Origin of the sequence: Desulfovibrio sp. 86 (assembly GCF_902702915.1) — a bacterium.
Lineage (GTDB): Bacteria > Desulfobacterota > Desulfovibrionia > Desulfovibrionales > Desulfovibrionaceae > Desulfovibrio.
In genome coordinates this window covers 480187-505579 of the sequence record NZ_LR738849.1, presented here as the reverse complement: position 1 = coordinate 505579, position 25393 = coordinate 480187, and the positions used below count along the sequence as shown (strand labels likewise).

Annotated in this window: 15 protein-coding genes, 1 tRNA gene and 1 CRISPR repeat array; of the genes, 8 read left to right on the top strand and 8 right to left on the bottom strand. The window is 55.9% G+C overall.

Annotated features, from left to right (window positions below; genetic code table 11):
• Positions 1–1120 precede the first annotated feature (1120 nt).
• Positions 1121–2419, top strand: a complete 1299-nt coding sequence (locus tag DESU86_RS02120; protein ID WP_179979539.1) for an MFS transporter — start codon at positions 1121–1123, stop codon at positions 2417–2419.
• Between the two features lie 215 nt (positions 2420–2634).
• On the opposite strand, the gene DESU86_RS02115 is transcribed toward DESU86_RS02120, so the two are convergent.
• From DESU86_RS02115 to DESU86_RS02100, 4 genes are all read right to left on the bottom strand, one after another.
• Entirely contained in the window at positions 2635–3387 is a 753-nt protein-coding gene (locus DESU86_RS02115; protein WP_179979538.1) for a DUF4851 domain-containing protein, read from the bottom strand.
• A 320-nt stretch (positions 3388–3707) separates the two neighbouring features.
• Positions 3708–3783, bottom strand: a tRNA-Asn gene (locus DESU86_RS02110).
• Positions 3784–3850: 67 nt separating this feature from the next.
• Positions 3851–4474 (bottom strand): epoxyqueuosine reductase QueH, encoded by a 624-nt coding sequence (locus tag DESU86_RS02105; RefSeq protein WP_269474300.1) that lies wholly within the window; start codon positions 4472–4474, stop codon positions 3851–3853.
• A gap of 71 nt (positions 4475–4545) precedes the next feature.
• Complete coding sequence (locus tag DESU86_RS02100; protein WP_232088227.1) at positions 4546–7113, bottom strand: Rne/Rng family ribonuclease; 2568 nt, start codon at positions 7111–7113, stop codon at positions 4546–4548.
• Positions 7114–7246: 133 nt separating this feature from the next.
• Between DESU86_RS02100 and DESU86_RS14450 the strand changes: the two genes are divergently transcribed.
• Positions 7247–7597, top strand: coding sequence for a hypothetical protein (locus DESU86_RS14450; RefSeq protein ID WP_232088226.1), 351 nt, complete (start codon positions 7247–7249; stop codon positions 7595–7597).
• A 617-nt stretch (positions 7598–8214) separates the two neighbouring features.
• Here DESU86_RS14450 and focA read toward each other — a convergent pair.
• Positions 8215–9102, bottom strand: a complete 888-nt coding sequence (gene focA, locus DESU86_RS02095) for a formate transporter FocA (protein ID WP_179979535.1) — start codon at positions 9100–9102, stop codon at positions 8215–8217.
• A gap of 637 nt (positions 9103–9739) precedes the next feature.
• On the opposite strand from focA, the gene cas3f reads away from it, so the two are divergent.
• Genes cas3f through cas1f form a run of 6 tightly spaced genes read left to right on the top strand, consistent with a single transcriptional unit; the run spans position 9740 to position 17562 of the window.
• Positions 9740–12880, top strand: coding sequence for a type I-F CRISPR-associated helicase Cas3f (gene cas3f, locus DESU86_RS02090; RefSeq protein WP_179979534.1), 3141 nt, complete (start codon positions 9740–9742; stop codon positions 12878–12880).
• A gap of 33 nt (positions 12881–12913) precedes the next feature.
• A complete protein-coding gene (locus DESU86_RS02085) occupies positions 12914–14062 on the top strand; it encodes a hypothetical protein (protein ID WP_179979533.1) in 1149 nt (382 codons plus the stop codon).
• Entirely contained in the window at positions 14059–14877 is an 819-nt protein-coding gene (locus tag DESU86_RS02080) for a type I-F CRISPR-associated protein Csy2 (RefSeq protein ID WP_179979532.1), read from the top strand. Before DESU86_RS02085 ends, DESU86_RS02080 begins: the two co-directional genes overlap by 4 nt.
• 22 nt (positions 14878–14899) lie before the next feature.
• Positions 14900–16021: a type I-F CRISPR-associated protein Csy3 gene (gene csy3 / locus DESU86_RS02075; RefSeq protein ID WP_179979531.1), complete on the top strand. Its 1122-nt coding sequence runs from the start codon at positions 14900–14902 to the stop codon at positions 16019–16021.
• A 5-nt stretch (positions 16022–16026) separates the two neighbouring features.
• The gene (gene cas6f, locus DESU86_RS02070; RefSeq protein WP_442873486.1) at positions 16027–16605 is read left to right on the top strand and encodes a type I-F CRISPR-associated endoribonuclease Cas6/Csy4; all 579 of its coding nucleotides are present in this window, start codon (positions 16027–16029) and stop codon (positions 16603–16605) included.
• 6 nt (positions 16606–16611) lie between these two features.
• A complete protein-coding gene (gene cas1f, locus DESU86_RS02065; RefSeq protein WP_179979529.1) occupies positions 16612–17562 on the top strand; it encodes a type I-F CRISPR-associated endonuclease Cas1f in 951 nt (316 codons plus the stop codon).
• A 100-nt stretch (positions 17563–17662) separates the two neighbouring features.
• A CRISPR array of direct repeats spans positions 17663–21651; the repeat unit is 28 nt; unit sequence GTTAACCGCCGCGTAGGCGGCTTAGAAG.
• 78 nt (positions 21652–21729) lie between these two features.
• Here cas1f and DESU86_RS02060 read toward each other — a convergent pair.
• From DESU86_RS02060 to DESU86_RS02050, 3 genes are all read right to left on the bottom strand, one after another.
• Positions 21730–22671, bottom strand: a complete 942-nt coding sequence (locus DESU86_RS02060) for a symporter (RefSeq protein ID WP_179979528.1) — start codon at positions 22669–22671, stop codon at positions 21730–21732.
• A gap of 435 nt (positions 22672–23106) precedes the next feature.
• Entirely contained in the window at positions 23107–23970 is an 864-nt protein-coding gene (locus tag DESU86_RS02055; protein ID WP_179979527.1) for an AMIN domain-containing protein, read from the bottom strand.
• Between the two features lie 41 nt (positions 23971–24011).
• A complete protein-coding gene (locus DESU86_RS02050; RefSeq protein ID WP_179979526.1) occupies positions 24012–25382 on the bottom strand; it encodes a tetratricopeptide repeat protein in 1371 nt (456 codons plus the stop codon).
• Positions 25383–25393: the final 11 nt, after the last annotated feature.

Below are 25393 nucleotides of genomic sequence, written 5' to 3'. Positions count from 1 at the left end.
CCTTAAAGACAGGCCCTGGCGAACGAATTGGAATCAATCTCTCCTGAAAGCGAAAGCACCGGGACGTTGGACGACAGATGGGACGAATGTGCCCGTGTCAGAAGGTTTGCCGCCTGAACTGAACCCTTGCGGTTCAGGCGTGTAACCACTGCCAAATCGAACAATGTCCGGGCATAATGGGTGCTTCGCCCAAGGAACCTTTGCCCATCCTGACTCAGCAAGCCGCCGCAGTCAGGATGGGCAAAGGAGAGGCCAGGATCTGATCGCTGTATGCCCGTGGGTTTCGGCGCATCCTCGCCATGGCCGGGCGAGATAAGGGCCTCCCTTTAGGACGCGAAAACCCCACGACGATTTTTTCAAATGTCGTCACGCCAGCCGCATGTTCCGGCAGTGCGGACCGGGTTTTGGTGAAATATTTGAGTAAAAATTCACAATATATAAGCAAATGAAATAATTAAATATTAATATATCTATATAAAATAATACATAACATATTGACCCTAAAAATATCTATGTAAATTGGTAAATTAAAAAAATCTGTCATAAAAAATTCTCTAAGAGGTGAAAAAAGTAACAATATCGAAGTCAATATGGCTGACTGCGTGCCACGTGGCCAATAAATTGCGCTTTTCGCTGCTTACGCAGCCGCATGGTTGTTTTGAGAGTGGACACAGCACGCAAAAAGGGAAGTCGAATGCATGCCATATTTGCATTGCAATATACAGAGCAAGAATTTGTTTCTAGCGGCGGCAATTCCTCAATTGGTAAAGGAGCCCATCGGCCGAGGTTGCGCAAAAGCGCATGCTTTGCCGAGCCAGATGAAGGTGAACCGTGCCCGGGGGGGACATCCGTTGTATCCGATTAGAGCAATTTCACTTTGAAAGCGTTCTGGCGGCTGCATGAGCAGACGCCCGCCGCAAAGGCGCAAGCGCAAGTTATTTGCGCGATTACGCGCCGACGCGGACGTATCTTGAATTTTGAGAATGCACGCTCTCAAATGTAATCCGCTCATGATAAAGAATATCTTTATGCGTAAAGGATACACGGAAAAGTTTATTGCGGGTATCAAGCGTCTGGAACTGCTGTAACATTGATAAAATGCAGTATAAGGTGGCACGATATGCAGGTTGTACAACAAGAAATAGAAGTACAGAAAAAGCATTTGATAAACCCTAAAGTAGTCGTCACTATTCTTTTATGCAGTCTTTATTTTATTATGTATCTTGACAGAGTGAATATATCTCTCTCTGCCAAGGACATGATGAAAGAATTCGGTTTCCACGCGACGGAAATCGGCATAGCATTTTCCGCATTTTCCTATCCCTATCTGATTGGCCAACTTACGGGCGGGTGGATGGTCAAGCAGTGGGGGGCACGTCTTTCTCTCTTCATCTGCGGTTGCATCGTGGGCTTGTCCACCATTTACACCGGCTTTATTTCCGGCCTGCTTACCCTGTTCATCGCGCGTCTCCTCTTGGGGTGCGGCGAAGGCCCTACCTTCTCGGCTGCAACCGCTGCCATGCGCAACTGGTACCCCACGCACCGGTTCGGCTTTATTCAGGGAATAACCCACAGCGCCTCCCGGTTGGGTGGTGCCGTGGCCCCGCCCCTGGTAGCCTTTTTCATTTTGCTGGATGGCTGGCGGGCGGCCTTTTATGTTTGCGGCGCACTTTCGCTGTTGTGGGCTGTTCTGTGGTACGTTTTTTACCGTGACGATCCGCACAAGCATCCTGGCATGACCGCCGAAGATCTGAAGGGTTTGGCTCCCCCATCCCATGTGACCAAGCAGTCCAAGATTCCGTTTAACGCGCTGGCCAAACGTATGCTTCCTGTGACCATGGTGGACTTTTGTTACGGCTGGATGCTGTGGGTGTTCATTTCATGGCTCCCCTTGTTCTTCCAGAATGTTCATGGCCTGAACCTGAAAAATTCAGCGCTGCTGGCTGGCCTGACCATGGCGGCTGGTGTTGTCGGCGACACATTGGGCGGTATGATCTCTGACCGGATCCTGGTGAAAACCGGCCGAAAGCGTCTCGCACGCAATCTGTTTATCGCTGTTGCTTTTTGCATGGGGGGATCCTTCCTGCTCGGCACCCTCTTCACCTCGGACATTACAACAATCTCCATTCTTCTCTGTCTGTCTTTCTTCTCAATGGAGCTTATTTGCGGAACCATCTGGGCGGTGCCCATGGACATCTCCAGAAATTACGCCGGTGTTGCCGGCGGCATGATGAACTTCGGCTTCGGTTTGGCGGGCATCATTTCACCCATCGTTTTTGGTGTTGTGGTGGACATCACCGGCAGTTGGGTTGTGCCGTTCTCCATTTCAGTGTCCATTTGCGGCGTGGGGGCCATCCTGACATGGTTCATGCACCCGGAACGCCCCTTTGACAGTGAACACGAGGCTGTGGCGGCTTAAGACGCGTGTCTTGCGCTGGCGGGTTTTGCCCGCCAGCGCAACGTTTGGCAGAAGACTGGCTGTCCTACAATACTGCGGTCACACTATGCGACATCTCCGAACTAGATAGTGTCTACACGAGTGCAGAGGCGTAAGCGCAATTTATTTGCGCTGTTACGCGCCAACGTGGGCGTCTTGGACGCATTGAAAATGGATGTTTTCAATGCGAAAATGCTCTAGAGGCTTCCCAGATGCTGCATTTCACCTGTCCAGCGAGAAAGCTTTATTCGCGAAATGGCTTTGTCAGCCACAGGAATTTTATCAATGCGTCTTGGAAGCACATATTCATTGCTCTTTCCCGGCAGCACAATGGAGCATGCGGCTCTGCCGCGTTCCTGAAAGGCATTCAGATAGGGCAGATCATAGGCTATATCTCGTGCTTGTTCTTGAGTTATAGGCTCATGATATTCAATAATCACCTGCAGATGCTGGAAGTCCAGCAGCAGTTTTGCCCGGTACACAAGGCAGGTGGTATCTTTGACAGCGGCTTGCAGAGGGTGAAAAGGGTCGGCATCGGCGGTAAGCGTATACAGCGTCTCGTGCAATGTTTCGCCCTTGTAGGGGGTTGTTCCGCCTCTCAGCACCGGAAAGGGGGGATGGTGGGCCGCCTCCCAGAGCCACGGGGCTTCAGTTTCAGCCAATGCCGTGATGAGCAGGCCAACGCCATTCTTGTAAGCGGCAAACCACAGCCGACCGTTCCCTGCCACGGAAAGACGTGTTTCTGGACTCAGGCTGCACCACCCATCGGCGATCAAGCTCATATCCCTGGCTGGTGCAAAAGTGACGAATGGCCGCGCTCGCGAAACAAGCACAGGCATATCAGCCGTGCCATTCTGTCCCATACCGCGCAACGGAGAACGATCAAAAGCGTATTTTGACAGATAGACTCCGCAAAGCATTAGTGCGGCGATGCACAGAAAAATTTTCATTGCACGATCCTGCCGATGCGACTAATAGTCCATGTTTTGCCACAGGTTGCTGCGCATGCGCTTTGTGGTTTCTTCTTTGAAAAATTTTTCAGGGCCATATTTCCCCTCAGAGGCGCCATCGTCCTATCACTCACGACTCGCCTCGTGCGCTTCATGTTCAGGGTCTGCTATAATTGACCTTACCCCACTGCGTATACCAGTTGTAATAGCGATTCCCAATGGGTTGCAGGCTGTATTCTTTTTACGGAATTCTTCCGGCGTGGTGGTAGCCCAACGAAAAAAGCCCTTACAGTGATTAGCTGTAAAGGCTTGTTTTCTTTTGGCTCCCCGAGACGGACTTGAACCGCCAACCTAGTGATTAACAGTCACCCGCTCTGCCAATTGAGCTATCGGGGATCGTTCAGGCAAGGAAGTGTTTACGGAAAATACGGGGTAAGGTCAAGTCAAAAATGCAAAAAATTTTTTATCGGGCTGAAATCAGACGTGACAGCTTTTTTTCGTAGCGCTCGGCTTCGCTATAAATGCAGCCACAGTAGGGCTGACGGTACAGCTCCAGCGCCTTTGATCTGTCGATGCCTTCCTGCCAGTCTTCACGAAAGTCTCTGTATACGAAGCCGGGACCCGCGCCGTCCGGGCTGGACAGGCGTTCACCTGCCTGTTTGATGACTTCGTGGGGTTGATAGCGTGAATACAGCAGGCTGGTGCTCACAAAGGCGAAGCCCAGCTGCCGGGCGGCGGCAAAGGCTGCCTCAATGCGGCTCGAGCAGCAATATGCGCAGCGTTGCGGCGCGGCATCGCGTCCCGCCACAGCCCGCAACCAGGCGGTGATGTTCCAGCTGGCATCGTCATAAAGAATGGGTATGCCCATCCGTTCGGCGCATTGGCCCGCCGCGTCCCTTCTGCGCAGATATTCGGAGAGCGGGTGTATGTTGGGATTCATATACCAGGCTGTGACCGCAAACCCTTCATCCAGCAGCCGCGTGATCGGCATGACGGCGCAAGGGCCGCAGCAGACGTGCAGCAACAGGCTGCGCGCATGGGACGCAGCGGCGGGGGAGGGTTGCGGACCGGAGGAGTCAGTGGGCACTGGTTTTGTGGAGATGGCTGCGGCACCTTCCGGGAAGCACGGCTTCCCGGAAGGTGAGCCTTGTCGGTCCATTACGGACGAACGGATATTTCCAGACATTTGCTGTAGCTTTGTTCCATTTCACGCAGACTGTCGCGCTTGTGGTTGAGCAGATACAGAGCCAGTTCGGGCGAGGCGTTATAGACGCATTTTTCTTTGTTTTCAGCGCGCAGCATGCGGTGCATTTCCCGCAGGGCCTGGAGGGCCTGCCACTCGATGTTGCGGCGCTGGCCCGTGCCGCCGCAGGCGGGGCAGGGCTCCATGGTGATGGCCAGGGCCGATGAGCCGGTGCGCTGACGCACGAGTTCAAGAAGGCCAAAGGAGCTCATGCGGCCCACATCATGCCGCGCGCGGTCGTTCTTCATGATGGTGCGCAGGGTCTTTTCCACTTCAATGACGTGCTTTTTATCGCGCATTTCAATGAAGTCGATGACCACCTGTCCGCCGATGTCGCGCAACTTGAGGTGGCGGGCAATGGCTTCGGCGGCTTCCATATTGGTTTTATGGGCCATGGCTTCAAAGTTGCCCTTGCCGGATATTTTGCCCGAGTTGATATCAATGGCCATGAGGGCCTCGGTCTGGTCAAAGACCAGCCGTCCGCCAGAGGGCAGCAGCACTTCGCGGGTATAAATCTGGTCAAGCTGACGGCGCAGGTTGAACCGTTCCCACATGGAGGTGCGCACATCATTGTGCAGCCGCACGAGATCACTCTTGCGGGGGAAGAGCAGGTTGACGGTTTCGCGGATGCTCTGGGCCACATCCTCGTTGTCCACCCATATTTCGCCCACGTCTTCCGTCAGATAGTCGCGCACGGCGCGTTCCGACAGGCCGGGTTCCTGATAGATAAGGGCAGGGGCCGTGACCTCGGTGGCTTTTTTGCGAATATCGCGCCAGACGCGCTTCAGATATTGCAGGTCAGTCTTGAGGGTGGTCTTGGTGGTTCCCGCGCTGACCGTCCGCACGATGACACCCAGCCCAGGGCCGGGGTCAATGCCGTTCATCATTTCGCGCAGGCGGCTCCGCTCCTCATCGTCGTCCACTTTGCGCGAAACGCCGATCTGTTCCTGCCCGGGAGTGAGCACAAGAAAACGTCCGGCCAGTGAGAGCCACGTGGTCAAAAACGCGCCCTTGCTGCCTGTGGGTTCCTTCACGACCTGAACAAGCACTTCCTGTCCGGCCTTGAGCACTTTCTGGATGGGCGGAAATTTTTTGCCCTTGGCGGGTTCGTGATGCGTCAGCCAGTATTCGGGATGGATTTCGTCAATCTGCAAGAAGCCGTTTTTGCCTGCGCCGTAGCTCACAAAAGCGGCCTGAAGATTGGTATCGATGTTGTGGATGACGCCCTTGTAAATATTGCCCTTGATTTTGCGCTGATGCAGCATGTCCAGGTAATATTCAAGCAACTGGCCGTCTTCGGTCAGGGCCACCTCAACCTGCTCGCCTGGCAAAACGCTGATGAACATGCGGCGTCTGCCGGAGCTTGCTTCGGATTTTCCCTTGCCCTTGGCCGTCGGCGCTGCAGAAGCAGATTTCTGGTTGCCGGCAGCCTTGGCCGGTTCGGCCGTTTTCTTGTCAGGGCTGGCGGCAGGCGTGGCGGCGCTGGCCTGATCCGCTTCGGCAAGGGCTTGGATCTGGCCGTTCTGCGGCGCGTCGTCACTTACCTCGTCGGCAGCGAGTCCGTCGCTGGCCTGCATATCGCCATTATCGCCATTCTGCTCTTTTCTGCGGTTGCGGCCACGTCCTCCGCGACGTCCACGCCTGTTCTTGCGGCGCGGCGCATCGTCGGAGCCTTCGGAGCGTCCTTCAGTATCCTGGGTGTCTACAGCTTCCAGCGCCAGGGTTTCAGAGGCCGTAATGGCAAGAGATTCGCGGCTGGCAATAGCCAGCTTTTCGCCGGAAGCCAGCGCCAGCACTTCGGTGGATGCGACCGTCGCAGTGACGGAAAGCGTGGCGTCCTTGACCTCGGCAGCGGGTTTGCCAGTGTGCGCGGCCTGAACTTGAGCGGCTTGCGCCTGGCGCTGAGCGGCTTCGGTTTTGACCGGGGCAGGCTTGGCCTGGGGGGCATCGGCGGAGGACGGGAGATTTTTCTTTTCAGGCTGTGCGGTGGCCTTTTTGGCAGGACTCTGGGCCGACGTTTTTGTGCGGGGCGCGGCGGCGCGGGCTCTGGCCGAAGGGCGAGCCCCGGCAGCGGAAGCCGGTTTTGCGTCAGAACTGGCTTCAGAGATGGCTTCAGATCTGGCGTCGTGTCTGGCGTTGGCCGTCGCAACCTTGCCCGGAGCAGCACCAGCAGGCTTGTCAGCGGCGCTTGTGGCGGCATCCGGCTTGGCGGCCGTGCTTTTGCCAGCATGCGTCCGGGCCGTGCCCCTGGCTGTTCCGGTTCTTGTGCCCTTGTTTCTGGCAGTGCCTTTTTCGTTGGTAGACACGTCTTCAGCCGTGGCTGCCGCCGGAACGGCCTTACTCTCTGCTTTGGCGGCGGTCGCGCCGTCCTTGCCCGTCCTGGCGGCCGTCTGCCTGCCTCGGGCGGATCTGGATTTTGCGGCGGGCTTTTTGTCGCCGCTGGCGGTGGAAGGGGCGGCAGCGGCGGCTGGCGTTTTTTCCACACTCTTTTCCGCAGGCGTCTGCGCCGCTGGCGCGGCATGCTTGGCGGTTTTTTCTGATGCAGCCTTTACCGCAGGCGCAGTGCCAGACTTCGCAGGCGTGGTGTCAGACGTGCCCGCCTTGGGGGCGTCTGCCGTGCCGGAGATTTTTTTGCCCGAGGCGGATTTACCCGCCGTGTTTCTGGCAGTCTTGGGCCTGACGGATTTTGGTGCGGAATCCGCGCTGGCGGAGGAAGGAGAAGCCTTGGGGGAAGTCTTGGAAGCGGGGGAAGGAGACGCTATTTTTCCTGCCGGTTTGGCCGCTGTTTCAGAGGCAGCAGCCGTCTTTCCGCGGGCAGTAGCGCGGGTCTTGGGTTTGGAAGGTTTCGGGCTCGGTTCGCCGGAATTTTGGGTCTCTGTCACTGGGGTTTCTTGGTCTTTGGTCATGAAAGTCCTTTGTCTGCGGGGCGGGTTCACCACCGCGAAAAATTTCAGCAGCATGCCGTAATCCCATAGGGAATTTGCCGCAGCAGCACCGTGTGGCGCGCTTTTGCGGCAGGCATACCAGTCTGCTTGTTGGAGAGTACGTTTTTTTGAAAAATATGCAAGCGTTCCTGTGCAGTGAAGAAGATTGCTATGTGTATGCCGTTGGTTAGGGCATTTCATTGTGAAAGTGCTTGACGACCGTGCGGGCAGGCATCTGCCGCAAAGGCGTAAACACATTATGAGCCGATGCCCGCAGAGCGGACCAGAACTGTTGGGGGGACTGTCCTGCGGGTGGGGCAGAGAGCGGCGCACTGTGCGAAAGACAGCGCGCAGCTGTATGCGCTGAACGCGTTTGCGTGGAGCGCCGTAGAGCTTTTTGCAACATACACTGTCCCTACCGATACCGCAACCAGGTATCTTTACTGTCACCGCCGAAAAAGCCTCAGGCCCGATGGCGGCATGAGCCCGCGTGCGCAGATGTAGGGATGTGTCTGGGGGAAGGGGCGCTTTCACGCGTCACCGCCGAGGCTCCCAAGCTTTCAAAAAATTTACGCGGGGCAAAAAAAGCGCGACTCAATCTGGTACGGCCGAAAAATGGCCGCCCCCGCAGTCGGCCACCCTCCCCATGACAATATGGCGTTATCCGGCATGCTTCTCTTCCAGGCTTTCGTGAGCGTTGCTAGTGGCGTGGGCTTCCCTGGTAGTTTCCCCTGCGAACACAAGCCAATGGAACAGGCCCACAAGCACGCCACCGCCAAGGATATTGCCCAGTGTTACCGGGATGAGATTTTTCAGCACAAAGTTTTCCCAGGTGAGCAGCGAGAGCGTGTGGACAGGATCGGCCAGTTTGGCCGCCACTTCGGGCGGCATCATGCCGCTGCACAGTATGCCGATGGGGAGCATGAACATGTTGGCGATGCTGTGTTCGAATCCGCAGGCAATGAACAGGCCCACAGGAAAAAGGCAGGCTGCCATCTTGTCGAAGAGCGAGCGGCCGGAATATCCCATCCACACGCCAAGGCAGACCATAAGGTTGCACATGACCCCCAAAAACAGGGCTTCAATAAATGTGTGGGTCAGCTTGTATTCGGTTGTCTTGATGTAATAAAGGGCAATGCTGCCGCCATCGTTCCAGGGATGCCCGCTGAGAAGGATAAGGGCCACCAGCGCAATGGCGCCGACGAAATTTCCGGCATAAACGATGCCCCAGTTTGCGAGCATCTGCCCCCAGCTGATCCTGTTGCTCGCGCGGGGCACAAGCGTCATGGTGGTCGAGGTGAAAAGATCGCCGCCCACCACCACCACAAGCATGAGGCCAAGGCTGAACACAAGCCCGCCAACGATCTTGCCAGCCCCCGTCACATTGGCCACAGCGCAGTAAACAAAGCCCAACCCTATAAACAGGCCCGCCATCACGGAAAGCAAAAAAGCCTGGCGGGGAGGCCTTGTGGCCTTGATTATCATGGTTTCCACAACCTTGCCGTACATCTGGCGAGGATTCAGCGCTTCAAAAGACGCTCCGGTCATGAACACTCTCCTTATGGAGGAATCAGTGTGGATGGACTCTGAACAGTGCTGCGCGGGCAGAACCCGAGACAAAAAGTCCGTCACCGTACACCACCCATGAAAAATTATCCATAAGAACGGGTGTTACTGTATATAGAATGGTGCAATGGCGCTTGTGGGTTTGTATGGATGGCTATTGAGCGGGTAAACGTGTTATTGTGTGTAAATATATTGTAGTTGTCTGGTATTGTTATATCTATGGTAAATGTATAATTTTTTCATTTGTAATGCGTTTTATGTAAAAATGGCTTCAAATTTTTTATATATATTTAGGCTAGTTATTTTGCTTTGCTAGATATGCCGGTATATTAAATGAATATGGATAAATTTTGTCCCGGAGTATTACCCGGTTATGCGCAAAACCTGCCCTGCCTTTTTTGGGGCAAAACGGAAAAAACGTTCTGTGCAGTAGCACAGTAACTAACTGTACTATAAGGCGTATTTTGAAAGTTATATTTTGTTGTCCGGCGGTTGCTGAACAACAAAACAGTAATAAAGTTTGACCTGGTTTCATTTAGCCCATAATACATAAAGAAAATATCGCTGTATCTATTGTATCGCCCCGACCGCTTCAAATTGAAACTGAGGTAAGCGACAGATGCATGTTGTTCTTATTTCTGAATGCACCAGGAAATCAGTTTCAAGAACACAAAGAATTTTAGACAGCTACGCGCCAAGAGCCGGTATTCGCACATGGATAACGCCCATAACCCGTGAAGGGTTGGCAGAACTTCATGCGGCTCTTCGCAAAAGTGCAACCCGCAATACGGCGGTGGCCTGTTATCAGAATGACGGCCGCCGCCGTATGTGTTTGTTATGGATTGTGGGCGCGCGGGGCAGGTTTTCTGCCGATGGGGCTGTAGCCGTGCGAACATCGCGGCGCTTGGCCAGGCGCGCGGCAGAAATTCCGCTCTGGCTTCGTTGTGTCTGCCTGTTGGCGCAGGCTGCCTCCCTTGTGCATGACCTTGGCAAATATTCAGTATATTTTCAAAATAAGCTGCGCGATCCCAAAATGCTGCGCGATATTGTGCGCCATGAGTGGATAAGCGTCTGCCTGTTGCGCGCGTTGCGGCAGGGTACAAGTTGGCAAGAGGCATGGCAGGTTCTGCACGACGGTAAGGCGCTTGATGAAGTTATCAAACGTCCAACAGACCCAGGTTCAAGGGCGTTCCACGCCCCGGCCACCGCTTTGGAAGCCGTGGATTTTCTTGTGGCAAGCCATCATCTGCTGTTTTCTAGCGGTAAAGATGGCGGAAGCGTTCCTTTGGTGGCGGCTTCCCATGTCCGTTCAAAGAATGTTCCTCAAAACTACAGCCAACCCCATGAGTCCCTGCCCGAGGACATATGGAAAAATTTTCAGCGGCTTGAATCAAAACTGAGCGCGCTGACAGAGGCGCTCCAGGGCCAGGAGCATACGGAATTCTGGTGGGCATGCCTCATTCTGGCCAGGGCCGCGCTCATTTTTGCTGACCACACCGTTTCCGCCAGGGCCTATCCCACCCCTCCTGATGACGACACAAGCGCCGCCAATACGCGGTTTGTCGAGAATAAACGCGTCCTCAACCAGCCATTGCACTGGCATTTGACTGAAGTGGCCCATGTGGCCGCCAATGCCGCATGGCGCATGGGCCAACTGTCGCAGAGCACAGAGGGCCCGCTTGAAGGGCTGCAAGAGGCTTCAGTGGCGTCCATTGTGGAACCGGCGGACGAAGCCTCGCGTTATCACTGGCAAAACCTCGCTGCCGATGCCCTGGCCCGCTGGCGGCAGGATAACCCCGACACTCCCTGCCTTGTGTTCAATATGGCTGGCACGGGCAGTGGCAAGACAAGAATGAACCTGCGCGCGGCCTGCATCCTTTCGCGTGATGCCTCGCCGCGCTGCTCCATTGCGCTCAATTTGCGCACTCTGACCTTGCAGACAGGGTACTCGCTGCAATCTGACCTTGGCATTTTGCCCGCCGATATGGCGACGGTCATCGGCGATGGCGTCACCCAAAAGCTTTTTGACTGGGCCAAGCGGGCAGAAGCCATTGATGACCAGGATATGGTCGAACCCGAGATTCTGTGCAGCGGCGATTCCGGCCCATTGCCTGCATGGATGGAGCCTTTCTGGCGCACGGCGCGTGAAAGGGTGATTGTTGGCTCGCCCCTGCTGGTGTCTACCATTGATTTTCTGGATGCCGCCGGCCGTCCCGACCGTCAGGGGCATCACGTCAAAGCCCTGCTGCGCCTCATGACAGCCGATCTGGTGCTGGATGAGGTCGACGGCTATGAGCCGGACGCCCTTGTGGCTGTCTTGCGGCTGGTGCAACTGAGCGCTTTTTTCGGGCGCAATATCGTCTGTTCTTCGGCCACACTTTCTCTGGCCACGGCGGACGCCGTCCATGCCGCCTGGATTTCCGGCCAGAAGCTCCGGCGCGCATTGATGCAGGATCCAGACATGGCTCCCGCGCGTTCGGGCATTGCCGTTATTGATGACAGTCTCGCACCGGAAGTGCTGGTTTCTGACAATAAAAGCGCTGCATTTTCAGAATGGTATGCCAAACGCTTGCAGGATATGATGGCCCATTTGCGGCGCATGCCCTGCATGCGACGGGCCTTTTTGCAGCCGGTGGAGCCCTCCATACAGGGATTTCAGAATGCAGTGCTGGAAGCGGTGCAGCGCTTGCACACAGAAAACGCCTGGGAATTTTCGCCGGGCAGGGGGATTTCTTTCGGGCTTGTAAGGGTGGCGAACATCAACGGGGCTGTGGCCACGGCGCGCAGTCTGGCCCTGGCGCTGCCCCATGCCCATGTGGCTTGCTATCACTCTGGCGACTGGCGCATCAGCCGGTTTCATAAAGAGCGCCGCCTCGACCATCTGCTGACCCGCAAAAGAGGGAATGCCCATATCCTCGCAGACAAGGAAATACGGTCGCTCGTGGCTCGCACCACGCTGCCGAACGTTCCCTTTATTGTGGTGGCCACGCCAGTGGAAGAGGTGGGCAGGGATCACGACTTTGACTGGGCTGTCATTGAGCCTTCCAGCGCGCAATCCATTGTTCAGGTTGCAGGGCGTGTAAACAGGCACCGTCTTGTTTCCTGCGGTAATGCACACAATATCGCAATACTCAGATACAATTTACGTCATTGTAAAAATTGCGAACAGGGAACGAAAAATATCCCTGTTTTTAAGTCGCCTGGATACGAAAGCAAAAGGCTGGTGAGGCGATATAAAGAGTATGATCTTGGTCAGTTACTGCCCTGGCAGGCGGAGACACTCACCATTGATGCCGGGTTGCGGCTTGGCGGTGGAAGCGACTTTGCCATTGCTGACGACAGGGGCATTGCTGAGAGGGTTACGCGGTTTTTTGGCGCAGACAGTGATGGAGGTGAGGGCCTGTTCAGCCGCAGTCCCATAGATGCCTTCCGCATGTCGGCCACACCCTATGAGCAAACGCCACTGCGTAACAGGGCTGGCCGCAAGCAGCTTTGGCTAATGCGGGTTGATGGCGAAAATGCGCTGTATTTCCGTTGGGATGAAGACCCTCACGGCGCAAGCTGGGTGCGTAACAAGCATGAAATGCGTGAAGAAGAGGCCGCGCCCAATGCCTGGCTGGCGCTCAGTCCGCCGGAAATGGAACGCTTGTGTCATGAGGCGGGCATATGGCCAGAAGAAGGCCTGCAAGCCGAACTGACCTCATATACTAATGACAGTTTTATGTATGATCTGGGTTTTGGCATACGGCGAATAACTTGAAACCAGCCGCAGTAGCGGACGGAAAGGAGCGCCATGAAAGACGAAAGGAAGACGTTTTCCACCAAAAAATATCAAGAAGAAATAAAAAGGCTTGTTCATTTTACCGCGAAGGTAGTCAACTCCAACGCAACTGCCGCAGGCGTTCGCCTCGGACCCGAAGACGCACTGGACATGCCGTATGTTTCGTTGCGTACCCTTCTGGGGAGTGGCCTTTCATTCCCATTGGATTATGCGGAAGGCGGGGCAAGCAAGGCAGGCATCGTCAAGCATATCCGCTGGGTTCTTGCTGACGCCCCAGAAGCGGAAGGCGTTGGGACTGAGGAGAAAAAGGCAATTGTTGCAGGCATCGCGGCTGCCAATGCTTCCGGCTTCAGAACCGGAATGGAGTATGTGGACCACCGCCTGCGCCAGTTGCTTATTCCTAAAAAAGGCGCAGCGGGCGGCTATGTGAGCATGACGCCCATGACGGCAGGCAGCATTTGCCCTCTGTTTTTTGACCATGAGCAAGGTCTTGTGCCGCTCCACAACAAGACAGCAAGGGAAGAACCGGAAGGGACACGGCGAAAGCTTCGCCAGGCCCGGTTCGGTATAGGAGGTTCCAAACCATTGAATGTCGGTTATTTGGCGAGCCACATGCAACGCCCACTTATGGTGTCGGTTCCCGATGCATCTATCCCCATACGGCAGGCCTTTGCTCTGTATTATCAAGGCCTGTCGCTTGATGTACATGCGCCCGGTCCCTTTAGGGAGGCAGTACAGCGGTACGCCGCTTTTCGTGAAGAGGTGCTGCAGGCGGGATCGGATGAAAGCACAGTTACCTTGAGGGAAAGGGCGCGGGAAGAAGAGCTTGTTGCCGCCATTGCCTGCGCCGTGTTGAATATGGCGGTTGAGGCTCAGAAACTGCTGGCGCAGCATGAGCACCTGCTGCCGGAAGACGAGCTTCTGTCCCATCTGTATCCGCCGCGTTACGCCCGTGTTTCGTCCCTCGTGCGGCCGCTGGAAATCCGGGGATTGCTGGACCCATCGGTACGCAGGCTTTGCGATAACTGGCCCCGCGCCATGGCACGGCTGGCGGTCAGCAGAATGCTGATGCCCCACAAAGGCACCGGGCAGAGTCTTTTGAAGCTGGATTCGTCTGCCCGCTTTAGCCTGGAGGCCATTATGGAGGAGGCGTTTCGATGACAGCCTATCTTGTTTTGCCGCATATGCGGGTTCAGGGCGCCAACATGTATAATGCCGCCTTTCTCTTGGGCGGGCCGCCTGTACTTGCAGCCTGGCTCATGGCCCACGCTCTTGGCCGCAAAATAGATATGGCGGACGACGTGCTTTCAATGGCTTTTATACTGCACAGCTACACGCCGTTGGGGGATTTATTTCACGATATTTTCAGCCCGCAGTTGCGGCGTGGAGCGGCCTATACCTTCGGCTCATCCCTAAACGGATCGGACTATTCCTCAACAAACAAGCAGGCATTGTCCCTACAGCCGGTGGCCCGTGCCCATATGGAGGTTTCTCTGGTTATTGGCATCCGAAACCTTGCTACTACTGAAGGCATTGATTCCCATATTGCAAGAAGCCGACTTGCTGGCGGCGCGATTACTCGTATGGGCAAAGTCCGTTTGTGCAGTGACGCCAGTGAGGCTCTGGAACATATAGGCGTCGGCTATGCTGTGATGGATCGCCGCGACCTGCTGGAAAGGGAAGGGGCGGGCAACCGTGCGGAGCAGTTTGTGGCCGCGCTGGGGTACAAACCTGTGGAAGGCGACGGCATGAACTGGCTTTCTGCCACCTGCCTTGGTTATGCCGCCACCACCCCGTTTGAGAAACGATCCGGCGTGCGTGAAGGGTACGAACATGCCTTTGCGGAACCGCTTGTGGGGCTTGTGCAGTATGTACCCATACGTCGCTGCCTTGATGGAGACAGGGCGGATCAAACGTTGTGGAGATCAGAGTGGGCAACGCCCGATGTGTACAGAATATATCAGGATCAACGCTAACCCTCAGTAAAAGGAAAATATCATGGCAAAAGCCCTTAAAAAATTGCCCGGTGTTCTTTCGTTTCAGCGTTGCCTCATGGTTACTGACGCCCTCTTTTTCAATGTGTTTGCCGATGGCAGCATTTCGCCGCTCCCCGTTGTGCGGCATGGCATCAGGGGTACACAAAATATCAATAAATTTAGCGATGAAAAAAAAGACAATGACAGTATAAAAAGCGCCCCACGCAAAGAGATTCCCAATATTCAGACCACAGATTCCGCCAAACTTGACCCCCTGGCCGAAAAGCTGCGCGTCCGGTTTGACGTGCGTTTTCTTGATCTTTCGTCAGCACTTTTTGCCTGCGCTCCTGGAAAAGCAGATGATATGGAAGATCTGACCGCCTTCAGGCAAGGACTGACAGCCTTTATAGACAAAGGCAAAGAGAGCGCGGGCGTGACAGAACTCGCATGCCGCTATGCGCGCAACCTGGCCAATGGACGCTTTTTGTGGCGCAACAGAGCTATTGCGGAGCATGTCAGCGTTCGTGTGCGGGACAGGGCGGAGCTGGATGTTCGTTTTGACGCTCTGCAAGTGCCCCTGAATACGTTTGATTCCTATTCCGAGGCAGAAAAGGCCGTTGCCGAACGCATCGCCGCCGGACTGCGGGGACAGCGTGACGTGTCTCTGCTGGTGGAGGCGGATGTGGACTTTGGCGTGCGCGGCGCACTGGAAGTATTCCCCTCGCAAAACTATCTGGAGGGCAAGGGCAAGGACACGGATACGGCCAAGGACACGGAAACAGGCAAAGGTAAGGACAAGAGCAGAGGCTTTGCCCGTTCCTTGTATTGTGTTGGCGAAGTTCCGAAATATCAGGACAAGTACAGTGTTCAGGAGCGTGGGCAGGCGGCATTTCGCGACCAGAAGGTGGGCAATGCCCTGCGCACCATTGATACCTGGTATCCGGCCTATGGGGAGCGGGGTCTTGCCATTCCTGTGGAACCCAACGGCGCAAGTCTGGATGCGCAGCTTTTTTTCCGTAATGAGAAAAAAATCTCTGGGTTCGGCTATATGTTGCGGGCGGGTGATATGGATCCCGATACGCCCGAAGGCATGTTTTTGACGGCCTGCATCATTCGCGGCGGCGTCTTTTCAGAGAGTGCTTAGCCATGATGCCGCGCGTGTATTTTGACATTGAGGCCTTGGCCGCCACAGAAGACACGGGCATGAGCGCCCCCGCATTACGGGGGCGCATGCTGGCCCTGCTGCATCCCCTGTTTGCGGCACAGCCGCATACCTATGCTCTGGCAATACCAGCAGGGCGTCAGGCCGTTTGCGACAAGGGGGGAGGAGCATTACGGGTGTTCGCTTCCAGTCGGGATGATCTGGACGCCCTGGTGGCCTCGCTCTCGCGCCTGCCCTGGATACGGGATTATGCCAGGCTGCACTATCCCGCATCTGTCCCTGAGAACTATGCGGGAGCCTGGGTAGCCTTCAGGCGGTATCGCGTACCTAGCTTGAAAAGCGACCGTAGAACTGGTGCGGAGGCCGGACAGTTGCGCCAGCGCCGTATGCAGAACGTGCAAAAGGAGAAGATGGACTACTTTATTGTGAGCAGCAAAACCACGGAGCAGCGCTTTACGCTGGCGGTGCGCCGTGAATGCGGATTGCCGCCTCAGGCCGAATGCCTGCCGAACAGCTATGGCCTGTGTAGCGCCCAGAACGTTTTCTGCGTGCCGGACTTGCCGTGATCTGCCATGAAGGAGAAAAAGCAGGTCAATCCCCGGCCCGTAATGCTCTCCAAGCGCGCCAATGTGTTTTATCTGGAACATGTGCGCGTTATGCAGATGGACAACCGCATCGTCTACGCAACGCAGGACGGCGGGGAGATTGAGTCGTATTTCAATCTTCCGGAGCGTAACACCGCCTTTGTTTTGCTGGGCAAAGGGTCATCCATAACGGATGCGGCCATGCGGCGTATGGCCGAGTCCCATGTGATGGTCGGATTTTGTGGTTCAGGAGGGTCGCCGCTTTTTGGCGCTCTGGATATGGCTTTCATGCCGCCGCAAAGTGAATACCGCCCCACAGAGTATATGCAGTCATGGATGGTCAAATGGCTGGACGAAAATGAACGGATTAAAATTGGAAAGCAACTGCTGAAAGAACGCGCCAACTATGCCGAAAGTCAATGGCGAAAAAATGCTGCTCTGCAAAAAGTGGGCATTGGCATCCCCAATGCTCTTCAAGAGTCTTTTCTCAAAGATGTGGATGGTGCTGAGTCCACCCAGCAGCTTTTACTTGCTGAGGCCAGATGGGCCAAGGCGCTTTATGGCATCTTGGCAAAAGCGTTTGATTTCAGCTTCAGCCGTGAGGAAGGCAAAAGGTCCGGAGCCACTCGCGCCGATGTGTGCAACGCTTTTCTCGATCACGGAAACTATATCGCTTATGGATACGCCTCCGTTGCATTGTGCGGGCTTGGGATAAGCTTCTCCTTGCCCGTATTGCACGGAAAAACACGGCGCGGTGCCTTGGTTTTTGACTTTGCGGACGTTGTGAAGGACGCCCTGGTCATGCCCACGGCCTTTACCTGCGCTGCGGGCAAAAAAACGCATAAGGATTTCCGGGAAGAATTGATTGAGCGTTGTCAAGAGCAGGAGGTGTTGGACTATCTCTTCAGGTTCATTATTGGCCTGTGCGAAAATAGTTAATAGTTTAAGTGTAGTAAATGTGGTTTGAAAAAATGAAGCGTAATGCTGCAAAAAACATATAACATGCTATATGTGTTGTGTTTTTTGTGGGGAATGTCTAGTTAACCGCCGCGTAGGCGGCTTAGAAGATGCCGCTTTTGGACAGAGCCTTTACCGAGTGGTTAACCGCCGCGTAGGCGGCTTAGAAGGTACCCTCCGCTTTGGCTATGGCTGCCTTCAAGTTAACCGCCGCGTAGGCGGCTTAGAAGAACATGAAGGCGATTTCTTCCTGCTTGCCAAAGTTAACCGCCGCGTAGGCGGCTTAGAAGAAGATCAGCAATCGCTTGAAATGGCTGTGCAGGTTAACCGCCGCGTAGGCGGCTTAGAAGTTGCGCATATCTCGGCTGTCAGCCTCAATATAGTTAACCGCCGCGTAGGCGGCTTAGAAGGTACTTGACTGGCAATACGTGACGCCGGGAAAGTTAACCGCCGCGTAGGCGGCTTAGAAGACAAAAAAGACGTTCTTCATACCTTTTTACATGTTAACCGCCGCGTAGGCGGCTTAGAAGTGTGGGCTGGTTCGCCGCTGCTGTGGCAGGTAGTTAACCGCCGCGTAGGCGGCTTAGAAGAAGGGGTGAATATCATCCACAAATTGCAGGTCGTTAACCGCCGCGTAGGCGGCTTAGAAGTAACTGGAACCGATTCACGGCGGAGGCGTAGAGTTAACCGCCGCGTAGGCGGCTTAGAAGGGGAGATACACAACATGAACAGGCATCACATAGTTAACCGCCGCGTAGGCGGCTTAGAAGGCATCAATGAGAAACGGGGGTGATTTCAACTAGTTAACCGCCGCGTAGGCGGCTTAGAAGCGTAGGCGCACCGATTGGCCTGCGCTCCGAGGGTTAACCGCCGCGTAGGCGGCTTAGAAGTGGACGCGAGGCCGTGTGGGCGTGGTGCTGGTGTTAACCGCCGCGTAGGCGGCTTAGAAGCCACATTTTTTGACTGGCTTTCCTGCATCAACGTTAACCGCCGCGTAGGCGGCTTAGAAGAACTATTTCACCCGGCCAGCCTTTACCCCTTTGTTAACCGCCGCGTAGGCGGCTTAGAAGTACCAGCTTCGCCAGCTTGCGGAAGTAAAGGCGTTAACCGCCGCGTAGGCGGCTTAGAAGTCACAGGGTAGGCGAACTAGTTTTCCACGCGCGTTAACCGCCGCGTAGGCGGCTTAGAAGAAAGTTTTGGCCTTGCGGGTCATTATGACATAGTTAACCGCCGCGTAGGCGGCTTAGAAGTAACTTGGGCGTAATGACTTCCACGTGGACTAGTTAACCGCCGCGTAGGCGGCTTAGAAGAAGATATTATGGTCATAGTTAGATATTCCACGGTTAACCGCCGCGTAGGCGGCTTAGAAGGTCAGGGCATACAGCGGCAGTGCAGCCGCGCGGTTAACCGCCGCGTAGGCGGCTTAGAAGAGCTTGCGCTTGCCCGTCTGCTCGTTGACCTGGTTAACCGCCGCGTAGGCGGCTTAGAAGGATATTGTCACCGCGCATTTTCGCAACATGGGGTTAACCGCCGCGTAGGCGGCTTAGAAGTGAGACCGGGGCAACGGCGCGAAAGAATTTGGGTTAACCGCCGCGTAGGCGGCTTAGAAGTTTCAAAGCGTTCTCAGGACGTGCTAACCAGTGTTAACCGCCGCGTAGGCGGCTTAGAAGATAGCCAAGTCCTGAAAACGGCATACCCCGGCGTTAACCGCCGCGTAGGCGGCTTAGAAGAAAACAAAGCTCAAGGGCGAAGAAGTTGACTGGTTAACCGCCGCGTAGGCGGCTTAGAAGAGGTGTGAGGTCAACACCCTCGGAGCGCAGGCGTTAACCGCCGCGTAGGCGGCTTAGAAGAAATTTGAGCCAGCGTACCACCGTGTTTTTATGTTAACCGCCGCGTAGGCGGCTTAGAAGTCAAAAACGAATGCGGCGCAGATTTGTTTTACGTTAACCGCCGCGTAGGCGGCTTAGAAGAGATCAAACACGCGGGTCTTGTCGCCCATGTTGTTAACCGCCGCGTAGGCGGCTTAGAAGACGGGTGCCGTGCCTTCAATCACATCGCCGTCGTTAACCGCCGCGTAGGCGGCTTAGAAGGCGTCAACCAGCTTTTTGACTTTGTCGGAAAGGTTAACCGCCGCGTAGGCGGCTTAGAAGTGTGGTAACGAGCAGATAGAGTGCCCAGTGGTGTTAACCGCCGCGTAGGCGGCTTAGAAGATACACCGCAGACCATGACAAAGACAACAATGGTTAACCGCCGCGTAGGCGGCTTAGAAGAGTATTGTGTGATGCCTGTACCCCTCACCAAAGTTAACCGCCGCGTAGGCGGCTTAGAAGCATAGCCGTAAGCGGTGCGAGGTCGGCAAGGTGTTAACCGCCGCGTAGGCGGCTTAGAAGACGGGGTGCTCGGTGATCGTCAGTTTATCTTCGTTAACCGCCGCGTAGGCGGCTTAGAAGAAACGGGAAGCGCTGGATTGGGAAAGCGCGGTGTTAACCGCCGCGTAGGCGGCTTAGAAGAAATACGAGTATCGCGCGGTTCATACTCAGCTGTTAACCGCCGCGTAGGCGGCTTAGAAGTTCATCGGTATAGATGCAGACCTCTCCACTCTGTTAACCGCCGCGTAGGCGGCTTAGAAGGCTGGACGGATAGATATTGATGGCCCCGATAGGTTAACCGCCGCGTAGGCGGCTTAGAAGCAACGAAAGGCCGGGGCGCATGGGCCACCCCGGTTAACCGCCGCGTAGGCGGCTTAGAAGTGACGGGATGCTGTTTCTGCGCTGGCTTATCGGTTAACCGCCGCGTAGGCGGCTTAGAAGACATGGAGAACACCATGCCCTTTGCAAGATTTGTTAACCGCCGCGTAGGCGGCTTAGAAGACCGTCGGCATATGAAGTGGCCACGGCTCTTTGTTAACCGCCTCGTAGGCGGCTTAGAAGTCGTGGGCTTCACCACGCCACAGGTTTTTACCGTTAACCGCCGCGTAGGCGGCTTAGAAGACCCTGTGCCGCGTCATGGGCAACAACATACTGGTTAACCGCCGCGTAGGCGGCTTAGAAGATCTGGACGCGCCCTGGAAGCCCTCAGCCGTCGTTAACCGCTGCGTAGGCGGCTTAGAAGTTGAACGTGTCGAGCGTGGCGAATGTAAGAGAGTTAACCGCCGCGTAGGCGGCTTAGAAGGCCATCCTGCGCCGTTTCGTGGATTTTGTAGGGTTAACCGCCGCGTAGGCGGCTTAGAAGTCGATGTGGGCGACCTGGGGGGTGGATTTATAGTTAACCGCCGCGTAGGCGGCTTAGAAGTGAATATTTGTGTCAAATCTGACACAAATTACGTTAACCGCCGCGTAGGCGGCTTAGAAGATCATGGTTGATCAAATGTCCATTCTGTTCGGGTTAACCGCCGCGTAGGCGGCTTAGAAGTCCTAAAAAATGCAAGTGGAATACTGCATGAAGTTAACCGCCGCGTAGGCGGCTTAGAAATTGCGCCGGAACTCGATAAAGAGCCGTCCAGCGTTAACCGCCGCGTAGGCGGCTTAGAAGACAACTTCCATTGCCGCCGGGCGCACGGTCTCGTTAACCGCCGCGTAGGCGGCTTAGAAGGGGCGGGTATTTGCCAACGCGCATGGGCAAGCGTTAACCGCCGCGTAGGCGGCTTAGAAGTGGTCGCCCTGCGCGCCTCCCACGCCGGGAGCGTTAACCGCCGCGTAGGCGGCTTAGAAGTGGTCGCCCTGCGCGCCTCCCACGCCGGGAGCGTTAACCGCCGCGTAGGCGGCTTAGAAGTGGTCGCCCTGCGCGCCTCCCACGCCGGGAGCGTTAACCGCCGCGTAGGCGGCTTAGAAGTTGAGTTTTTGGGCGTCTGCACGCGGGATTTGGTTAACCGCCGCGTAGGCGGCTTAGAAGCTTCACGCAGCTCATACCCAGGTTTGACTTTGGTTAACCGCCGCGTAGGCGGCTTAGAAGTTCCCCATCCCCGTATACCCTCTCTGCAGATGGTTAACCGCCGCGTAGGCGGCTTAGAAGTTGAGAATGTCGATAACCTTGTCGGCTTGCTTGTTAACCGCCGCGTAGGCGGCTTAGAAGTCCCGTCAATGATTTTGCGATTGTCAAGGCGGGTTAACCGCCGCGCAGGCGGCCCAAGTCGTGTATCTCCGTCCCGTGCTACGTCTGTGCCGGTTCTCGGCTGTACAGGCGATAGTAGAACAGCAAAATATACAGCGGGACGAGATACGCGGCAGCCATAAGCGCTTCTGTGGCGCTGAAGAATTCCATACAGACGATCATCAGCAGGACGTTGTTGATGACGCCGAATGAAATGAGAAACGCCAGTCGTGTCTGTCGCGTCATGTGGCGGGTGATGGGCAGCGCTGCCAGCGTCATGAGAACGCAGAGCAGGCAGGACGCGCCCAGCGCCTGAAAAATGAATGAAGGGGATTTCAACAACACATCGCCATAATTGCTGAAAATTGAAATGTTGGAAACAGCTATGGCGACTGTCAATAAGGGAAATTGCTGTCGCAGCAAGGTGCGGCGCAGTTTGTTCCAGTAGGTACGGGTCAGATGGGCAGCGGCGAAGGGCAGCAGAATGGTCACGGCGAGCGAAAGCCCCATATGCCCGAGTTCCAGATGAGGGGGCAGGCTCAGCGGCGTGAGGCCGAGCAGGCGCAAAGCGCTGTCCGTGAGCGAAAGCATGGCAGGCAGACTCAGGGGCAGCAGCAGTGAGGTGGCGATATTGGCCACAAGAATGAGGGCGGTATTGGCTCTGAGCATGAGCGAAAAAACCGCAGCCATGACGCCCACCGGCGACGCGGCCAGCAAGAATGCCCCAAGGGCGAATTGCGGCATGATCAGGCGAAAGACAGCCAGGCAGAGTATCGGCAGCAAGACGAGTCGATAAAAGGTCAGCAGACACAGCGGCACAGCCATGGTGCGGGTTTCCTGCCGCAGTTCTTCTACGCCCACGGCCAGAAAACTCATGAACAACATAAATATGAGGATAAGACGTGGCATGGCCACCAGAGGAGCCGCCAACTGGGGTAAAAAAACGCCAGCCGCCATGGAGGCCAGCGAAGAAAAAACCATGACGAGATCACGAAAATTCATTAAAGCCCCAAATTTTTCGCCACCCTGCCCAAATCGGACATAAAATTCAAGAGGGCGGCAGGCAGTGCCTTCCCGGAACTCTTGCAGGGTCGCCCAAAGTGTAAATGCGGCCGTGGCGTTGCACACATCCTTTTTTTACGGGCGGGGGGAGGCTTGCGGCGGTGAAGGCAGGCAAAAGCGTTCCGCGTGGAAAGGCTGTTGAAACACCAAGGCCCCGACATACGTCGGGGCCTTGTCGGCAGAAAATTCTAAGGAAGCACTAATTAAAGAGCCTCCTGGAAACGCGTAGTCATTTCGTTTGGCAAGGCGCGATCTTTTTTTGAAGCAGGAGTGGACTCTTCTGTCCTCGACTGTTTCAAAAAAAGTGAAGCAACGCCGTCAAACGGAATAAATCAGCGTTTCCCTAAATGCCCGGCGGCAGCAGGGCCACGCGGGCTACTGATCCACCCGGATGTCCAGCGAGAGCTTGTCCTTGGACAGGACAAAGCGGACATTGGCCGGCTTGCCGGAAAGGTCAATGACAACTCTGGTCTGGCCGTCCATTTTACCCAGTCGCACATTGGTAACCACGGGGTTTTTGGGCACGCCCGGCGCTTTGATCTGCCACTTGCCGTCCAGATCGACCACAAGTCTTTCAGGATTGTTGAGGGTCATGTTCTTGTAGTTGAGGGGAGCCGTACCCACGAGGCGAACGGTTGCTCCCTTGTCGCGGGCAAAAACCACAAAGCGCGTGATTTCCAGTTTTTGCGGCGCGGCCTTGGCGGCCTTTTCCGTATTGCTGGGAGCGGGCTTTTCCGCAGGGGCGGTTTTTTCCGGCGTTCTGGCTTTTTCCGGAGCGGCGGGCGCGCCGGACGCGGCAGGAGCGGCAGAAACGGCGGTGCTGGCCGCTTCGGGCTTGGTGGCGTCGGAGGATTTTTCAGGCGCGCCGGAAAGGTCGGGCTTGTGCTTCACTGGCTCAGGCATCGGCGGGTGCACGGGAACGGCTTCAGCCTTGTACGGGGTTTTATCGCCCAGGTGGGGAGCGGTGTCGGCCGGGGTATGCCCGGACTCCACGGGCAGGGGGGGAAGATAGGGCTGCGCGCCCCCACTGGTTTTGGGAGTCTGCGCGACATCGCCGAGCGTCGGCAATGCCGCCTCCGGCCCTGTCTGGCTGTCCACGCCGGGAGCGGCGGCCTGCTGATTCATGCTCGCCTGAGCAACGGGGATCTGCTCCGGCTTGCGCATCTTTTCATTGAGCATAATGAGGGCCATGCCCAACACGCAGACTGCCAGGAGAAGACTTAAAATCACTTTATTCATGCCAAAAGGCTCCTGCCGAAACGAGTTTGTCCTGAATATGATCAGCGGTCACGGGAGGCGGATTGTTCCCGTTTTTGCAGCATTTCTTTGCGAATATGCACCAGCATACGAAAGTACAACGGTTCTTCGCCACCCATGTTCATGGCTGTGCGCACATGGGCTGCGGCTTCATCAAATTGGCCCATCAAACAGAGAATACGGGCCAGGTTGAAGTGGGCATGGTCATCATTCGGGGCCAGTTCCACCACTCTGCGGCTGAACAAAAGGGCCAGCGCGAGTTGCGAATTCTGACGCAGACTGACGCCGAAATCTCTGAACATATGCTTGTGCGCGGTGCAGATATTTTCAGTCGTTTGCGCAAGCTGTTCAAGGGCGGTCAGCGCGGCCTTGCGTTCGCGCGGGCGCTTGAGGCGCAGCAAGGTCTGACGAAAGGTTTCGCGCAGACGCGTCTCCGTCATCTTGGCCTTGCGCATGGCCGCAAGATCCATCGGGCGGCTCGCGGCTATCGGGCTTACGCCCGGCTGGAGATGCTGCGCAGGCGTGTCCGTTGCATCTGTCGAAAGATCTTTTTCCACCGGCTGCAGGCGCAACTGGGGGGTCCGCGCCGGAGTGGCGATTTCTTTTTTCGCCGGAGTGCCTGCTCGTTTCAGGCTCCCGGGCGCATCGGTGACCTCGGGGCGCAGCGGCTCGGGAGAAGGCGTGCGCGCTTGCTGCGTCCGCTGCGCGCCTGGCGTTGCGCCTGAGGGAGACGTCAATGGTGTGGCGCTTTGGCGTACGCTGGCGGCAAGGCTGGCGGACTCATTGGCAAAAATTTGCGAATCAAGGGATTGCGGCCTAGCCTGCGGGATGAGTTTGCTTTCATCCGGCGCGCGGCTTTTCTGGGCGCCCGGTGCTTTGCCCGTCGCGTCACTCGATGTTCCGGCCGATGTTCCGGCCGATGTTCCGGCCGATGCTTTGGCGGGTGTGCCGCCAGACGTGTCGGTGGCTGTGCCGCCGGAAGCGCCGTCAGGCGTGATGGCGTCTGGGCGTGCACGCGTCGCAGCCGGAGTTTTGGGCGGGGGGCTGGTTTTGCCAGACGGCCCCGTGGCTGCCGCATCCGCCTGCCCGGTCTGCTGTGCGGTATCGGAACCGTCAGCGGATTTTTCCTTGGCTTCAAGATGCGAAAGATCCGGGGTCATGACGGGCATTGCCAGAATTTCTGGTTCTGCCCTGAAGTTTTTGGCAAATGAACTGGCGCTGATTCTTTCTGGCTCGGCTAACGGCTGGAACGCTTTGTTGAGTTCCTGTACCGCAAAGGCTCCGTCAGGCAGTTCCCAGACGAAGTAATGGTTCTTGCGGTTATTTCCCGTCCAGTCGGTGGAAAAAGAGTACACGCCTGAAAATTTTGAGCGACGCATGGCAGAAATGTACATTATTTACGCCG

What these genes read in the sequence shown, in the direction of transcription:
- DESU86_RS02080 (WP_179979532.1), top strand. Translation starts at nt 14,059, where the DNA reads ATGACAGCCTATCTTGTTTTGCCGCATATGCGGGTTCAGGGCGCCAAC.
- DESU86_RS02115 (WP_179979538.1), bottom strand. Translation starts at nt 3,387, where the DNA reads ATGAAAATTTTTCTGTGCATCGCCGCACTAATGCTTTGCGGAGTCTAT.
- cas1f (WP_179979529.1), top strand. Translation starts at nt 16,612, where the DNA reads ATGAAGGAGAAAAAGCAGGTCAATCCCCGGCCCGTAATGCTCTCCAAG.
- DESU86_RS02120 (WP_179979539.1), top strand. Translation starts at nt 1,121, where the DNA reads ATGCAGGTTGTACAACAAGAAATAGAAGTACAGAAAAAGCATTTGATA.
- csy3 (WP_179979531.1), top strand. Translation starts at nt 14,900, where the DNA reads ATGGCAAAAGCCCTTAAAAAATTGCCCGGTGTTCTTTCGTTTCAGCGT.
- cas6f (WP_442873486.1), top strand. Translation starts at nt 16,027, where the DNA reads ATGCCGCGCGTGTATTTTGACATTGAGGCCTTGGCCGCCACAGAAGAC.
- DESU86_RS02055 (WP_179979527.1), bottom strand. Translation starts at nt 23,970, where the DNA reads ATGAATAAAGTGATTTTAAGTCTTCTCCTGGCAGTCTGCGTGTTGGGC.
- cas3f (WP_179979534.1), top strand. Translation starts at nt 9,740, where the DNA reads ATGCATGTTGTTCTTATTTCTGAATGCACCAGGAAATCAGTTTCAAGA.
- DESU86_RS02060 (WP_179979528.1), bottom strand. Translation starts at nt 22,671, where the DNA reads ATGAATTTTCGTGATCTCGTCATGGTTTTTTCTTCGCTGGCCTCCATG.
- DESU86_RS02050 (WP_179979526.1), bottom strand. Translation starts at nt 25,382, where the DNA reads ATGTACATTTCTGCCATGCGTCGCTCAAAATTTTCAGGCGTGTACTCT.
- focA (WP_179979535.1), bottom strand. Translation starts at nt 9,102, where the DNA reads ATGACCGGAGCGTCTTTTGAAGCGCTGAATCCTCGCCAGATGTACGGC.
- DESU86_RS02085 (WP_179979533.1), top strand. Translation starts at nt 12,914, where the DNA reads ATGAAAGACGAAAGGAAGACGTTTTCCACCAAAAAATATCAAGAAGAA.